The organism is Planomonospora corallina (genome assembly GCF_042650625.1).
GTDB lineage: Bacteria > Actinomycetota > Actinomycetes > Streptosporangiales > Streptosporangiaceae > Planomonospora_B > Planomonospora_B corallina.
In genome coordinates this window covers 151197-164968 of sequence record NZ_JBHSBM010000077.1, presented here as the reverse complement: position 1 = coordinate 164968, position 13772 = coordinate 151197, and the positions used below count along the sequence as shown (strand labels likewise).

Genomic DNA, 13772 nt, shown 5'->3' with positions numbered 1-13772 from the left:
CAACGGCGGGCCGCCCGCCGGGGATTCCCGCCCCGGCCCCGGCCCCGGAACGAAGCGCCCGCTCGGACCGGGCAGGGACCGGCGCCCGCTCAGACCGGGCAGGACCCCTCGTCGTCGCAGGCGTCCGCGGCCCCGCCGGCCGGCGCCCGGCCGGACCGCTCGGCGACCTCCTCCAGCGCGGCGAACAGGACGTCGGAGGGCTGCGCCCCGGAGACGGCGAAACGCTCCTCGAACAGGAAGAGCGGCACGGACGTGACGCCGAGCGCGCAGGCCCGCTCCAGGTCCTCGCGGACCTCCGCGGCGCCCTCCCGCGCGTCCGGTCCCTCGAAGCCGGCCCGGACCCCGGTCCCGGCGGCCAGCTTCGCGAGGACCTCCGCCGAGCCGATGTCGAGCCCGTCGGTGAAGTGGGCCCGGAAGAGCCGGTCGAGCATCTCCGCTCCCCTGCCCTGGCCGGCGGCGAGCCGGACGAGCCGGTGCGCCTCGAAGGTGTTGGCGTGCACGGCCCGCCCGAAGTCGAGCGTCAGCCCGTCCTCGGCGGCGGCCGCGGCGACCCGCTCGGTCATCCGCCCGGCCTGCTCGGCCCCGCCGAACTTGGCGGCCAGCCACGCCGTGAGCGGCTCCCCCTTCGACTCGGCGTCCGGCTGGAGCTGGAACGGGCGCAGCACCACCTCGACCTCGCCGCCCTGGGCCCGGTAGCGCTCGGCGGCGCGGGCGAAGCGGGCGTGGCCGATGTAGCACCAGGGGCAGACGACGTCGGAATAGATCTCAACTCTCACGCCGGTCCTCAACCACCGCCGGGACCCGCTGATTCCGTCCCCGCCTCCGCCCCTGCCCCGCTCTGAGCGGGGGCCGCGGGACCGGGCGGGGCGGGGCGTCCTCCGCGGACTCTCCCCCGGCGTGCGGCGTCCGGGCCGCCCGGGTCCGGTCAGCTCCTCAGTCTCCTGAACGCGCGGGCGGAGAGGGGGAGGAACACGGAGACGAGGAGGACGGGCCAGGCGACCGACAGGAGCAGCGCGTGCTCCGCGGCCCAGCCCTCCCCGCCGAAGCCGGGGTTGCCGAACAGCTCACGGGCGGCCGAGGCCGTCGCCGAGAGCGGGTTCCAGGCGGCGAGCGCGCCGAGCCAGGCGGGCATCGTGGCCGGGTCGACGAAGACGTTCGACAGGAACCCCACGGGCCAGACCAGGATCTGGACCGCCGCCACCGCCTCCGGGCCGCTCGCCTTCAGGCCGATGAGGATCCCGGCCCAGAGCAGGGCGAAGCGGAGCAGGAGCAGCAGGCCGAGGGCGGCGAGCGCGGAGCCGTACCCGCCGTGCCACCGCCAGCCCAGCAGCAGGCCCGCGCCGGCCAGTACGGCCAGGCCGACGGCCGAGTTGAGCATGTCGGCGGCGCACCGGCCCAGCACGACGGCCGAGGAGCTCATGGGCAGCGAGCGGAACCGGTCGGTGACGCCCCGGGCGGCGTCCACGGTGACCGCCGTCATGGTGGTCTCCAGCCCGAAGAGCATGGTCAGGGCGAACATGCCGGGCACCAGGAACTCGAAGTAGCCGCCTCCGCCGGGCACCGCGATGGCGCCGCCGAACAGGCCGCCCATCATCAGCACGACCATGACGGGGAAGAGCCAGCCGACGACGGCCGCGCCCGGCCGGAGCCTCCAGTGGCGCAGGTCGCGCAGGGTGATCGTCCAGGAGTCCGCCAGAGCGCGGGCGAGCCGGGCCGCCGGGGCGTCCGGCAGCGGCGGGACGTCCGGCAGCGGCGGGACGTCCGGCAGCGGCGGGACGTCCGGGAGCGACGGGACGTCCGGGAGCGGCGGGCGGATGGTCGTGTCCATACGGGTGCCTCCGGGGTGGTCGGTGATCGGGTCTGGGCGGATGCCTCCGCGGGAACCGGCGCCCGTGCCCGGACGGGCGCCTCCGGTGCTCATACGGGCGCCTCCGAGGGGCCCGCCGTACGGCCGGCGCCCGCCGGGCCGCCGGGCGCGTCCGGGCCGGCGCCCGTCAGGTGGAGGAAGACCTCGTCGAGGGTCGGACGGCGCAGCGCGATGTCCTCCGGCTCGATGCCCGCCTCGTCCAGCGCGGTCGCGAGCCGGACCAGCGCGTGCACGCGCCCGGCGACGGGGACGCCGATCCGGTGGGAGGAGGCGTCGACGTGCGGCTCCCCGGAGGCGACCCGGGCCGCGAGGGGCAGTGCCGCCGCGGTGTCCGCCGGGCCGGAGAACACGAGGTCGATGCGGTCGCCGCCGAGGCCGGACTTGAGCCCGTCGGGGGTGCCCTCCGCGACGACCCGGCCGCGCGCGAGCACGCAGACCCGGTCCGCCAGCCGGTCGGCCTCCTCCAGGTACTGGGTGGTCAGCAGCACGGTGGTGCCGGCGTCCACCAGCTCGCGCACGGCCTGCCACACCTCCTGGCGGGCCGCCGGGTCGAGCCCGGTCGTCGGCTCGTCCACGAAGAGCACCGGCGGCGAGACGACCAGGCTCGCGGCGAGGTCGAGCCTGCGGCGCATGCCGCCCGAGTAGCCGCCCGCGGGCCTGTCCGCGGCCTCGGTGAGCGAGAAGCGCTCCAGGAGCTCGCCGGCCCTCCGCCGGGCCGCCGCGCCGGGCAGGCGGTTCAGCCGGCCGAACATCACCAGGTTCTGCCGACCGGTGAGGATCTCGTCGACCGCGGCGTACTGCCCGACCAGCCCGATGCGCTCGCGGACCCGGCGCCCCTGCGTGCGGACGTCGAACCCGGCCACGCTCGCCCGCCCCCCGTCCATCTCCAGCAGGGTGGTCAGCACCCGCACCGCCGTCGTCTTCCCCGCCCCGTTGGGGCCGAGCAGCCCGCAGACGGTGCCCTCGGCCACGCGCAGGTCGAAGCCGTTCAGGCCCGCGCCGCCCGGGTCCCCGTAGTTCTTGCGCACGTCTTCCGCGGCGATGACGGCGCTCTTGTCAGCCACTTCGTGTCCTCCCGTCCCGGCGGTCCGGCCTCCGGTGCCGTACGACCGCACGATCGCACCACACGACCGCACACCATACCGTACGCCGTACGGTACATAGTACGCAACAACTACGATGGAGCTCGACGACGAGGGTGGGGGGTTCGTTCCCGTGAGCGGAAAAAAGGGGTCCGAGGTGGATCCGGCCCGCAGCCTGGCGCTGCTGTGGGGCTCGCACACCAGGCCGGGGCGGTCCGGCCTGACCGTGCGCGCGATCGTCGACGCCGCCGTCGGGATCGCCGACGCCGAAGGGCTCGACGCGCTCTCCATGCGCCACGTCGCCGAGCGGCTCGGCGTGGGCACCATGTCGCTCTACACGCACGTTCCGGGCAAGGCCGAACTGGCCGATCTGATGGTCGACACGGCCTACGGGGAGCTCTACGCGGACGTGGACGAGCCGTCCTCGCGGCCCGGCGGCTGGCGGGGCGCGCTGGAGTTCGTCGCCGCCCGCAACTGGGAGCTCTACCGGCGGCACCCCTGGATGCTGCAGCTCGTCGGCGCCCGCCCGGTGCTGGGCCCGAACGCCTCGCTGAAGTACGAGGCCGAACTTCGCCCCCTGGACGGCATCGGCCTGTCCGACGTGGAGATGGACTCCGTCCTCACCCTGGTCCTGACCCACGTCGAGGGCACCGCCCGGGTCCAGGCCTCCCTGGCCCAGGTCCAGCAGGCCACCGGGATGAGCGAGACCGAGTGGTGGACGGCGAGCGCGCCCGTCCTCGACAAGGTCATGGACGGCTCACGTTTCCCGGTGGCCTCCCGGGTGGGCCAGGCCGCGGGTCAGAGCCACCAGGGGGCCGTCGACCCGGCCCACGCGCTCGCCTTCGGCCTGGCACGCATCCTCGACGGGGTGGCCGTCCTGATCACGGGCAGGTGAGGAGCGTCCCTCACTTCCGGCGGCCGGCGCGGCCGAGCAGCCAGCCGACCACGGTGCTGCCGAGCGCGACGCCCGCGCCCATGCCGAACGCCGTGACGACCGCCCACACGGGCACGCCCTGGCGCACCGGAGGGGCGGGCCGTTCGAAGACCTGGACCGGCCGCCCGGCCGCCTGCGGCGACGCCCCGGAGAGCTCCGGGACGTCCTGACCCCTCTCCGCCCTCGTCTCCGCCCCCGTCTCCGCCTCCGGCGCCGTGGACGCGGCGGGAGCCGTCGCGGGGACCGCGGAGGAGGACGGGACCGGCCCGGAGAGCAGATGGCGCTCGACGGCGGAGAAGAACTCGCCCGCGGTCCTGCGCGCCACCGTGCCGAGCATGCGCTGGCCGACACCGCCGATCATGCCGCCGACCACGGCCTCGGCGTCGTAGTCGACCCGGGTGCCGCCACCCGCCTCGCTGAGCCGTACCGCCACGGTGGCGTCCACCGTGCCGGGGGCGCCCTGGCCCCGGGCCCGCAGCACGAAGCTCCTGGGCTCGTCGGGCTCGCACAGGGCGACCTCGCCCTGGTAGACGCCCTTGACCGAGGCGACTCCCGCCGTGACCGTCATCCGGTAGGTGGCGGGCCCCGTCTCCTCCAGCCGCTCGCAGCCCGGGATCGTGCGCACGAGCACGGCCGGGTCCTGGAGCGCGGACCACACGCGATCTCTGTCGGCGCCGAGCACGGCGCTGCCTGCGACCTTCACGTTCAGCACCCTAGAGAGTCCACCGGCCGCGGCGTAACAGCAACATCTGCCCGCCGCCTCGGCCGGGGGTTGTCAGCCCGTCTCAGCGGCGGCGGACGAGGCGGGGCGGGGTGTGGATGTCGAAGTGGATGCGCCGCTGGGCCAGGATCGAATGGGGCTCGGAATCCGGCGTGGTCAGGCCGAGCCGTTCGAAGACGCCGAAGCGCGCGGAGCGCGCGGTCAGGTGCCTGGGGCTCATCGGCGGATGCCAGATGCCGTAGGCGCCGACGCGGCCGCCCGCGCGGCGGTACCAGCCGACGGTGGGGTGGGTGAGCGTCTCCATCCAGTGCTGCTCACCGGTGAAGCCGTCCAGGAGGGGTGGCGGCCCGTCCCGCTCGACGGCCTCGCACCGCGCGTCGTCGCCGTCCAGCCGCCAGCGGGCCGGGTCCGCCTCCCAGTCCGCGGTGATCTCGATGCGGGCACGGCTCCACGGCATGCCCCACAGCCGCCGCGGCACCACGACCAGCGGATGGTCCAGGCTCGTGCCGAAGAACCAGACCCCGCGCTCGCCGCCGGCCGTGACGTAGGCGCGGTAGTTGATCTGCCCGCAGTTGATCGCCGCCGGAGGGCAGAACCGGAAGTGGAAGTCGTGGTCGCGGAAGGCGACCGCGGAGACCAGCGCGGCCGTCCCGCCGTCCGCGAAGGCGAACTCCACGGGACTGAAACCGGCGGGCAGCAGCCGGGCCAGCGCCTCGGCGGGCACCCGGTAGCTGACGATCGCGAAGTCGTCCAGCTCGGTCTCGGCGTGGTGCCAGCGCGGGCGCGGTCGGGGAGTGCCGCTGAAGGCCACTCGGTCCTCTCCGGGGTCCGTCTTCGGAAAACGTCCTGGTCAACATCCATGACCCGCCATCGGATGTCAAACGCCGCCGGGGCGCGGGACGGCCCGCCCTCTCGCGAGGACGGGCCGTCCCTCCCGGCGTGCGGGTCAGTTGTCCATCGGCCGCTCTTCGGCGCTGAGGCCGGGCGCGTAGGCCGGGGCCTGGCCCGTCTGGGCCGGGGCCTGGCCCGTCTGCGCGGGAGCCTGGCCGGGCACGTACGGAGGCTGGCCGGGCGCGGGCGGGTTCTGGCCGGGCACCTCGTTCTCGATGCCCTCGTCCGCCATGCCCTCGTCCTCGGCACCGCTCGGGCTCTGCGAGTCGTTCGGGTTCTGCATCGCGCTCGGCAGGTAACCGGAACCGGCGGGCAGCTGCTGGGAGTCGTTCGGCAGGTAACCGGAACCGGCGGGCAGCTGCTGGGAGTCGTTCGGCAGGTAACCGGAGTCGGCCGGCATCTGCTCGGTGTTGCTCGGCAGCTGGCCGTACTCCTGGCCGGGCGTGCTCTGGACGCCCTGCTCCTCGCCCTCGTCCTCGATGAGGTTCGGGTCCTCGACCTCCGAGCTCTTCGGCTGGCCCGGCATGTAGCTGGACAGGCTCGGCGCGTAGCCGGGCTGGTGCTCCCTGTCGTGGCCGGACTGGCCGTAGGCCTGGTCGCCGTCACGCAGGTAGCGCCATCCGCCGCAGGAGACCGGGTAGCCGCCGCTCTGGCGGATCTGGCAGACCCTGATCCGGGCGTAGTCGGCGTAGTCGTTGGAGTAGTTGATCAAACGGTGGTTGTTGGTGCCGCAGTGCTTGTAGGTCCTGCCGGTGTCCCAGCCGCCGCCACTGCTGAGGTAGCCGCCCGAGCGGTACCCCTGGATCTGCGCGTAGGCGCACAGACCGCCCTGGCTGGTGGTGCGGTAGTCACGGTCGTAGAGGTATCCCCTCACCCGGATCCCGCCGGACGCCACGAGGCTGGTGCCACTGCCGCTGCGGCCGTAGGCCGTGCCCCTGGCGTACGCCCTGTTGTTGTCCGAGTAGTAGGGCCCCCAGGAGGTGGCGCGCGCGGCCTTGTCCGCGGCGGGCGCGGCCGGCGCGGCGGCCTGCGCCGGCGCCGGTCCGGCGATCGCGAGCACGGTGGCGGTGGCGGCCACGGTCAGCAGACCGGTGGTCAGTCGCTTCATCATCATCTCCCCTTCGGTCCCGCCCCTTGCGCCGGCTTCTCCGGCTCCCCCGAGGACGGGACCGCTGGTAACGGAATGTAGTTGCGGCCCTTCCGTGTCCCTTTATAGCCATCCGTGTCGACATTTACACCGACCGCCACGAACAGGAGGAACACCTGAGTTGTGGGGCCCGCATCCTCTTCACGGCAGATCGGGCCATCGATAGGCATGTGTACTGTGCGTAGCGATTTCGGGCCGGGAGATGGCAGGGCCGATCCTGCGGGCTCTCCCACGACGAGGGGAGGCGGGCCTCCGCGAGGGGCGTCCCGGCCCCGTCCGAGCCCACCGGCCGGGCGGCGGACCCGGCGTCCGCCGAGATCCGGACGCGGAGGCCCGGACGCGGAGGCCCGGACACGGAGGCCCGGACGCGGAGGCCCGGACACGGAGGCCCGGACGCGGGACGGCCCGCCCCCTGCCGGGAGCGGGCCGCTCTCACCGGTCTGCGCGATCAGTGCACGGGCCGGTGGTCGGCGTCGTAGCCCTGCGGGTAGGCGGGCTGGTAGTCCGAGACGTCACCGTACTGGTCCGACTGCTCACCGAGCTGGTCGCTGGAGACGTCGCCGGGCTGGTGGCCCTGGCCGTAGTCGTCCCAGTCGTGCCCGCTGCCGAGGACGCCCTCGTAGGAGTCGTCCTCACCGAGGCTCGGCTCGTAGCCGGAACCGGCGGGCCGGTAGCTGGACAGGCTCGGTGCGTAGGCGGGCTCGTCCCGGTCGATGCCGTAGGAGGGTCGGTCGCCGTAAACGCCGTAGCCGCCGGGGCTGCCGTAACCACCGTAGCCGCCGTAACCACCGTAGCCGCCGAAGTCGCCGTAGCCGCCGAAGTCGCCGTAGCCGCGGCCCAGGTCGTGCCAGCGGCTGCACGACCGCGGCCGGAAGGCGCTGGTGTCGAGCTCGCAGACCCTGATCCGGAGGTCGTAGGTCCGTCCGGTGTAGTCGATCCGGGCGAAGTCGCGCCGGGTGTCGCCCCGCCTACTGCAGTGCCTGTAGCTGTCGGCGAACCGCCACCTGTCGCCGCGGCGCTCCTGGATCTCCGCGTAGGCGCAGGTGCGGCGGTCCCGGTCGCGGTCGTAGAGCCGGCCCCTCACCCGGATGCTGCTGCCGTACCCGCCCACGGAGTCGACCGTCCCCTGGGCGTAGGCCCCACCGCCACGGGACCGGAAGGGCCCCCAGCGCTCCTGCTGGTAGGCCGGCCGCTCGGTCGCGGACGCGGACGCCTGCGCGGGCATCTCCACACCGAGCGCGAGCACGGTCGCGGTGGCGGCCACGGTCAGCAGACCGGTGGTCAGTCGCTTCATCATCATCTCCCCTTCGCCCCTCACCCCCGTGCCGGCGTCCGGCCGGCTCCCCCGGAGGATGAAGGACATTGGTAACGGAATGTAACTATCACCCTTCCGCGTCACTACTTATAGCCATGCGTGCTGATATTTACACTCCTGCACTGAACAGGAAAAACGCCCAGATCCATAGGGATCCGGGCGCTTCCCCCGATATGATTGGATCACTCGCTCTCGGCGGCGTACAGATACTCCCAGTCACCGCAGCGGGTCGGGTAGGAGCTGCGCAGGCCGATCTGGCAGACCTTCACCCGGACGGCGTCGACGTCCTCGGCGGAGAAGTGGAACCTCTTGCTGCCGCCGGCGCCGCAGTGCCGGTAGGACTCCCGCTCGGCCCAGCGGCCGTGGTGGTCGCCGAAGCCGTGCGCCTGGACCTGGATGAAGGCGCACTTGCCGCCCTGCCGGTAGGTGCGGTGGTCGAGATCGGACAGCCTGCCGCCGACATAGACCTCGTTGGAGGTGTGGCGGCGGTTCCAGTCGACGTCGATGCGCCCGGAGGCCTTGGCCTTGTAGTTGCCGGAGTAGTAGGAGCCCCAGTGGTCGGCCGAGGCGGTCGCGGACGTGGCGGCCTGCGCGGGAGCGGGCACGGCCAGCGCGAAGGCGGCGGTGGCGGCGGCGGCGCTCAGCAGACCGGCGGTCAGTCGCTTCATGATGGTCTCTCCTCGTGGCCCTCTCGGACCGGCTCCCTGCCGGCTCCCCCCTGGGCTCTCGGGTCATTGGTACGGCCTGGCGCTTGCAGGGCCCCGTAGTCCCGCTTACATCCGCCTTACGGGCGCTTGCGGCGGACGTGATCGTCTCCGCCGTCCGGCGTACCCCGGAATCACTCGCCCGGGGGACGCCCCGGCCGTACCGGCTGCCGCAGGATGAAGCCATGCGCCGAGGGGTCCGGCGGATTCCGCCGCCCCTCCCGACGCGGAGGTCGCGCGCCTCCCGCTTCGGGGCGGAGGGAGGGCCGCCGGCGCGCGCGGTAAGGGGAGCCGGCGTCGCGAGCCGGAGGGAGCGATCTGGCCCGGCAGGGAAGTGCGGTCCCGGACGGGCCGTGTGACGAAGGTCGCAGAAGCTCGCGGCGCCCTCCCCGCCCATTGCTCTACAAGCCGTAGTACTACTGGGGATAGAACTACGGCTTGTAGAGCAAAACCCACTGGGGGAGAGGCGTGGAGGCACTGGATCTCGCGCGGTGGCAGTTCGGAATCACCACCGTGTACCACTTTCTGTTCGTACCGCTGACGATCGGGCTCGGCGTCTTCGTGGCCGGCCTGCAGACCGCCTGGCACCGTACGGGCAAGGAGGAGTACCTGCGGCTGACGAAGTTCTTCGGGAAGCTCTTCCTGATCAACTTCGCGATGGGCGTGGTCACCGGCATCGTCCAGGAGTTCCAGTTCGGCATGAACTGGAGCGAGTACTCCGTCTTCGTCGGCGACGTCTTCGGCGCTCCGCTGGCCCTGGAGGCGCTGATCGCCTTCTTCCTGGAGTCGACCTTCCTGGGCCTGTGGATCTTCGGCTGGGACAGGCTGCCCAAGCGCGTCCACCTGGCCGCCATCTGGGCCGCGGTCATCGGCTCCAACCTGTCGGCCTACTTCATCCTCGCCGCCAACGCCTGGATGAAGCACCCGGTCGGCTACGAGGTGGTGAACGGCCGGGCCCGGATGACGGACCTGTGGGCGGTGCTCACCAACTCCACCGCCCTGGCCCAGGTGCCGCACGTGGTGGGCGCGGCGTTCGTGGTCGCCGGCGGGTTCGTGCTGGCCGTCTGCGCCTACCACGTCCTGCGGGAACGGCGGGCCGACCCGGACCGCACGGTCCCGATGCGGCGCGGCGCGGGGAGCATGTGGCGCACGCCGATGCGGGCCGCCCTGGTCATGACGGCGATCGCGGGGACCGTCGTCGCGGGCACCGGCGACCTGTCCGCCAAGCTCATGCACGAGCAGCAGCCCATGAAGCTGGCCGCCGCCGAGGGGCTGGAGCGCGACACCGCCGGCGCCGGCTTCTCCCCGGTGCCGGGCGTCGAGATCCCGATGCTGCTCAGCTTCCTGGCGACGGGCGACCCGGACGCCGTCGTCCAGGGCACCGAGGACCTGCAGGAGCGCTTCGAGCAGCGGTTCGGCCCCGGTGACTACCGGCCGAACCTGCCCGTGGTCTACCTCTCCTTCCGCGTGATGATCGTCTTCGGGCTGGCCACCGTCGGCCTGTCCGTCCTCGCCCTCTGGCTGACCCGCGGCCGCCGGGGCCGCCGGGGCCGCCGCGCCCCCGGGCCGCAGCGCGAGCTCCCGTCCTGGCTCGCCCGCGCCTTCCTGCTGGCGCTCCCGCTCCCGACCGTCGCGGTGATCGCCGGCTGGCTGCTCAGCGAGATCGGCCGCCAGCCCTGGACGGTCCAGGGCGAGCTGCTCACCGCGGCGAGCGTCTCCCCCGGCGTCAGCCTCGCCGAGGTGGCCGCCTCACTGGCCGTCTTCACCCTCCTGTACGGCCTGCTCGCCGTGGCCGAGGCCGTACTGCTCGTGCGCCACGTCAAGGCGGGTCCCAAACCCGTCTCCCCCGCCCCGGGCGCGCCCGCCGCGGACGGCGGCAGAGGCGGACCGGGCGGACCGGGCGGACCGGACCGCGGCGACGGCGGGGACACCGGGGACACCGGGGACACAGCCGCCCGTCTCCAGCCGACCCTGATGTACTGAGGGGACCACCGTGGAACTCACCACCCTCTGGTTTGCGATCATCGCCTTCCTCTGGACGGGCTTCTTCGTCCTGGAGGGCTTCGACTTCGGCGTGGGCATGCTGGCCCCGCTGATCTCCCGTGACGAGCGGGAGCACAAGCAGGCCCTGGCCACGATCGGCCCCGTCTGGGACGGCAACGAGGTCTGGCTGATCAGCGCGGTGGGCGCCATGTTCGCCGCCTTCCCCGCCTGGTACGCGGGGCTGCTCAGCGAGTTCTACCTGCCGGTCGTGCTGGTCCTGGCAGGGCTGATCATGCGCGGGGTCGGGCTGGAGTGGCGGGGCAAGGTCCACCACTTCTCCGACCGGGCCTGGTGCGACCTCGGCATCGGCGTCGGCAGTGCGCTCCCCGCCTTCATCTGGGGCGCCGTCTTCGCCGCCCTGCTCCACGACGGCGTGCTCGCCGCGCTGGCCGGGGGGGTGTTCTCGCTCTCGCTCTGCCTGCTGCACGGCGCGGTCTTCATCGCCCTCAAGACCACCGGCCCGGTCCGTGCCCGCGCCCGCCGCGCGGCACTGGCCGTCTCCGTGGTGACGCTGCCCGTCGGGATCGCGGCCCTGTCCGGCATCCCGGGGGCCGGGGCGGCCGCCGGGACGGGCGCCGCCCCGTGGGTGTGGGCGGGCGCGCTGGCCTCGATGGCGGCGCTGGCCGCCGCCGTGGCGCTGACCTGGCGCGGCCGGGACGGCTGGGCCTTCACCGCCACCGCCTCGTCCATCGCGCTGACCGGCGCCGCCCTGTTCACCGCCCTCTGGCCCGCTCCGCTGCCCGGCCTCACCGTCGCCGAGGCCGCCTCCGGCCCGTACACGCTGACCACCCTCACCTGGATCGGCCTGGTCGCCCTCCCCTTCGTGCTGGCCTACCAGGGCTGGACCTACTGGGTCTTCCGCAGGCGCCTGACCGCCGCCGCGGCGGCCTGACCCGCCCAACCCGGCCGGGCACGTCGGTATCGGTGCCCGGCCGTCCATGCGTTACCACACCGCCACACGTGAAATGCGGTTATGCCGATTCGGTCATGCTCATGAGCATGCCGCTGAGGCATGCTGAAGATGTGCGCATGACAACGATAAAAATCCCGACCGACCTGCGTGATCGGCTCTCCGAGGTGGCCTCCGAGTACGGCGGGGCCACCCTCGCGGAAACCTTGCAACGGCTGATCGACGAGCACGAGGAGCAGGCCGCGCTGGCCGCCTACGACCGCCTCCGAGCCGACCCCTCCGAGTGGGCCTCCTACCGTCAGGAGTCCCGCCTCACCGACAACGCGGCCGGAGACTGGTTGCGGGGCGAGGACGCGCGATGAGCCGCGTCCTGCCGTGGCAGGTCTGGCTGGCCGATTTCGGGGTTCCGGTCGGCAGCGAGCAGGGTAGAAGGCGTCCCGCCCTGGTCGTGGCCTCGGAACTGCACTGCCGCTTCCCGATCGACATGACGCTCGTCGTCCGCTGACCACCCGGGACCGCGGACTCTCCCATCACGTCCTCATCTCCTCATCGGCCTCCGGTCTCCGTCAGCGGAGCTGGGCCCGTACCGAGGACATCACCTCGATCTCGACACGCCGCCTCGTTGGTGACAACCCTCTGGGCGGCATCGACGAACATGAGATCCGCACCGTCCAGCGCTGGCTCCGGCGCCTCATCGCCGTCTGAATCAAGCTCATCCGCCCGATCGCGCACGTATGGCCCCGGCCCTCCCCGCCCGAGCGGAACCCGGTTGATCCTCCGCCGGGAGTCGGTCAGGATTCCGGGATGACCTCCCCCAGTCTGTTCCGGCACCGGAATTTCACCCTCCTGTTCGGCGCCGACGTGATCAGCCAGGTCGGCGCCCAGATCAGCATGCTCGCGCTCCCGCTCGTCGCGGTGGTCGCGCTCCACGCGAGCCCGCTCGAGACCGGCCTGCTGGTGGCGGCGGAGACGGCGGCGTTCCTGCTGGTGGGCCTGCCCGCGGGGGTCTGGGTGGACCGGATGCCGCGCCGCCGCGTCCTGGTCGCCGCCGACGTGGCGCGGGCCGTGCTGCTGGGCTCGGTCCCCGTCGCCTGGTGGCTGGGCGTGCTGGCCCTCCCCCAGCTGTACGGCGTGGCGCTCGGCACCGGCCTGGCCACGGTCTTCTTCGACATCGCCTACCAGAGCTACCTGCCGAGCCTCGTCGAGCGCGACCGGCTGGTGGACGGCAACGCCAAGCTGGAGATCGTGCGTTCGGCGGCGGGCGTGGCCGGCCCCGGCGCGGGCGGCTGGCTGATCCAGGTGCTGACCGCGCCGGTCGCGGTGCTGGCCGACGCGGTCAGCTTCCTGGTCTCGGCGCTGCTGCTGCGGCGGATCGACGCCGTCGAGCGGGTCCCGGAGCGTTCCGCGCGGCGGGGGCTGGCCAAGGAGATCGGCGAGGGGCTCCGGTACGTGGCCGGGCACCCGATCCTGCGGATGATCGCCGCGGCCACCGCCACCGCGAACTTCGCCGGCGGCATCTTCGCCGCCATCGAGATGATCTTCCTGAGCCGGGTGGTCGGCCTCTCCGCCGGCGTCATCGGCCTGCTGTTCTCGGTGGCGGCCGCCGGCGGCCTGGTGGGCGCGGCGGTCGTGGGGCCGCTGACCCGCCGGGTCGGCTCGGCCCGGGTCATCTGGCTCTCGGCCCTGGTGTTCCCCCCGTTCATGCTGCTGGTGCCGCTGACCGAACCCGGCTGGAAGCTCGCGCTGTTCACGCTCGGCACGTTCATGAGCTCGATCGGCGTGGTCGTCTACAACGTGGGACAGGTCAGCTTCCGCCAGGCCGTCACCCCCGAGCGCATGCTCGGCCGGATGAACGCCACCATGCGCTTCGTCGTGTGGGGCACCCTCCCGCTCGGCGGCCTGGCCGGAGGCGTGCTGGGCGAGTTCCTCGGCGCCAGGACCACCGTCTGGATCAGCGCGGTGCTCGGCATGCTCTTCGCCGTGCCGCTGCTGCTCTCCCCGCTCCGCCGGATGCGCGACCTGCCCCCCGCCGAACCGGCCGACGACCCCGCGGGCGGCCCGGCCGACGACCCCGCGGACCGGACGGCGTAGCCGTACCGCCCGGCGCCGCCCCCGCACCGGGTCCGCGGGAGCGGCCGGGCGCGCCTCCCGGCGGACC

The 13772-nt window shown here is 73.4% G+C and carries 15 protein-coding genes; 7 read left to right on the top strand and 8 right to left on the bottom strand.

The window, feature by feature from the left end; all coding sequences use genetic code 11:
* Positions 1 to 89 precede the first annotated feature (89 nt).
* From ACFOWE_RS33575 to ACFOWE_RS33565, 3 genes are all read right to left on the bottom strand, one after another.
* Positions 90 to 776, bottom strand: coding sequence for a DsbA family oxidoreductase (locus ACFOWE_RS33575; RefSeq protein WP_377295062.1), 687 nt, complete (start codon positions 774 to 776; stop codon positions 90 to 92).
* A gap of 149 nt (positions 777 to 925) precedes the next feature.
* The gene (locus ACFOWE_RS33570) at positions 926 to 1828 is read right to left on the bottom strand and encodes an ABC transporter permease (protein ID WP_377295060.1); all 903 of its coding nucleotides are present in this window, start codon (positions 1826 to 1828) and stop codon (positions 926 to 928) included.
* Between the two features lie 89 nt (positions 1829 to 1917).
* A complete protein-coding gene (locus ACFOWE_RS33565; RefSeq protein WP_377295058.1) occupies positions 1918 to 2931 on the bottom strand; it encodes an ATP-binding cassette domain-containing protein in 1014 nt (337 codons plus the stop codon).
* A gap of 175 nt (positions 2932 to 3106) precedes the next feature.
* On the opposite strand from ACFOWE_RS33565, the gene ACFOWE_RS33560 reads away from it, so the two are divergent.
* Positions 3107 to 3844, top strand: coding sequence for a TetR/AcrR family transcriptional regulator (locus tag ACFOWE_RS33560; RefSeq protein WP_377295056.1), 738 nt, complete (start codon positions 3107 to 3109; stop codon positions 3842 to 3844).
* Between the two features lie 10 nt (positions 3845 to 3854).
* Here ACFOWE_RS33560 and ACFOWE_RS33555 read toward each other — a convergent pair whose 3' ends face one another.
* The 5 genes from ACFOWE_RS33555 to ACFOWE_RS33535 all read right to left on the bottom strand — a co-directional run bounded on the left by ACFOWE_RS33555 (position 3855) and on the right by ACFOWE_RS33535 (position 8625).
* Positions 3855 to 4586, bottom strand: coding sequence for an SRPBCC family protein (locus tag ACFOWE_RS33555; RefSeq protein ID WP_377295054.1), 732 nt, complete (start codon positions 4584 to 4586; stop codon positions 3855 to 3857).
* Positions 4587 to 4668: 82 nt separating this feature from the next.
* Entirely contained in the window at positions 4669 to 5415 is a 747-nt protein-coding gene (locus tag ACFOWE_RS33550; protein ID WP_377295053.1) for a DUF2071 domain-containing protein, read from the bottom strand.
* A 135-nt stretch (positions 5416 to 5550) separates the two neighbouring features.
* Positions 5551 to 6603 carry a hypothetical protein gene (locus ACFOWE_RS33545; protein ID WP_377295051.1) on the bottom strand — a complete coding sequence of 351 codons (1053 nt, stop codon included), beginning with the start codon at positions 6601 to 6603 and terminating at the stop codon, positions 5551 to 5553.
* Between the two features lie 487 nt (positions 6604 to 7090).
* Positions 7091 to 7936: a hypothetical protein gene (locus tag ACFOWE_RS33540; RefSeq protein WP_377295049.1), complete on the bottom strand. Its 846-nt coding sequence runs from the start codon at positions 7934 to 7936 to the stop codon at positions 7091 to 7093.
* A gap of 203 nt (positions 7937 to 8139) precedes the next feature.
* The gene (locus ACFOWE_RS33535; RefSeq protein WP_377295047.1) at positions 8140 to 8625 is read right to left on the bottom strand and encodes a hypothetical protein; all 486 of its coding nucleotides are present in this window, start codon (positions 8623 to 8625) and stop codon (positions 8140 to 8142) included.
* Positions 8626 to 9129: 504 nt separating this feature from the next.
* Here ACFOWE_RS33535 and ACFOWE_RS33530 point away from each other — a divergent pair.
* The 6 genes from ACFOWE_RS33530 to ACFOWE_RS33505 all read left to right on the top strand — a co-directional run bounded on the left by ACFOWE_RS33530 (position 9130) and on the right by ACFOWE_RS33505 (position 13705).
* Entirely contained in the window at positions 9130 to 10644 is a 1515-nt protein-coding gene (locus tag ACFOWE_RS33530; RefSeq protein WP_377295045.1) for a cytochrome ubiquinol oxidase subunit I, read from the top strand.
* A 10-nt stretch (positions 10645 to 10654) separates the two neighbouring features.
* Entirely contained in the window at positions 10655 to 11596 is a 942-nt protein-coding gene (gene cydB / locus ACFOWE_RS33525) for a cytochrome d ubiquinol oxidase subunit II (protein ID WP_377295043.1), read from the top strand.
* A 137-nt stretch (positions 11597 to 11733) separates the two neighbouring features.
* Positions 11734 to 11976, top strand: a complete 243-nt coding sequence (locus ACFOWE_RS33520) for a hypothetical protein (RefSeq protein ID WP_377295041.1) — start codon at positions 11734 to 11736, stop codon at positions 11974 to 11976.
* Positions 11973 to 12119, top strand: a complete 147-nt coding sequence (locus tag ACFOWE_RS33515) for a type II toxin-antitoxin system PemK/MazF family toxin (RefSeq protein ID WP_377295039.1) — start codon at positions 11973 to 11975, stop codon at positions 12117 to 12119. Before ACFOWE_RS33520 ends, ACFOWE_RS33515 begins: the two co-directional genes overlap by 4 nt.
* Positions 12080 to 12319: a type II toxin-antitoxin system PemK/MazF family toxin gene (locus ACFOWE_RS33510; RefSeq protein ID WP_377295152.1), complete on the top strand. Its 240-nt coding sequence runs from the start codon at positions 12080 to 12082 to the stop codon at positions 12317 to 12319. Before ACFOWE_RS33515 ends, ACFOWE_RS33510 begins: the two co-directional genes overlap by 40 nt.
* A 99-nt stretch (positions 12320 to 12418) precedes the next feature.
* Complete coding sequence (locus ACFOWE_RS33505; protein WP_377295037.1) at positions 12419 to 13705, top strand: MFS transporter; 1287 nt, start codon at positions 12419 to 12421, stop codon at positions 13703 to 13705.
* Positions 13706 to 13772 lie beyond the last annotated feature (67 nt).

Excerpts from the sequence above, each read along its gene's own strand:
- ACFOWE_RS33540 (WP_377295049.1), bottom strand. The coding sequence starts at position 7,936 with ATGAAGCGACTGACCACCGGTCTGCTGACCGTGGCCGCCACCGCGACC.
- ACFOWE_RS33520 (WP_377295041.1), top strand. The coding sequence starts at position 11,734 with ATGACAACGATAAAAATCCCGACCGACCTGCGTGATCGGCTCTCCGAG.
- ACFOWE_RS33545 (WP_377295051.1), bottom strand. The coding sequence starts at position 6,603 with ATGAAGCGACTGACCACCGGTCTGCTGACCGTGGCCGCCACCGCCACC.
- ACFOWE_RS33515 (WP_377295039.1), top strand. The coding sequence starts at position 11,973 with ATGAGCCGCGTCCTGCCGTGGCAGGTCTGGCTGGCCGATTTCGGGGTT.
- ACFOWE_RS33535 (WP_377295047.1), bottom strand. The coding sequence starts at position 8,625 with ATGAAGCGACTGACCGCCGGTCTGCTGAGCGCCGCCGCCGCCACCGCC.
- ACFOWE_RS33505 (WP_377295037.1), top strand. The coding sequence starts at position 12,419 with ATGACCTCCCCCAGTCTGTTCCGGCACCGGAATTTCACCCTCCTGTTC.
- ACFOWE_RS33570 (WP_377295060.1), bottom strand. The coding sequence starts at position 1,828 with ATGGACACGACCATCCGCCCGCCGCTCCCGGACGTCCCGTCGCTCCCG.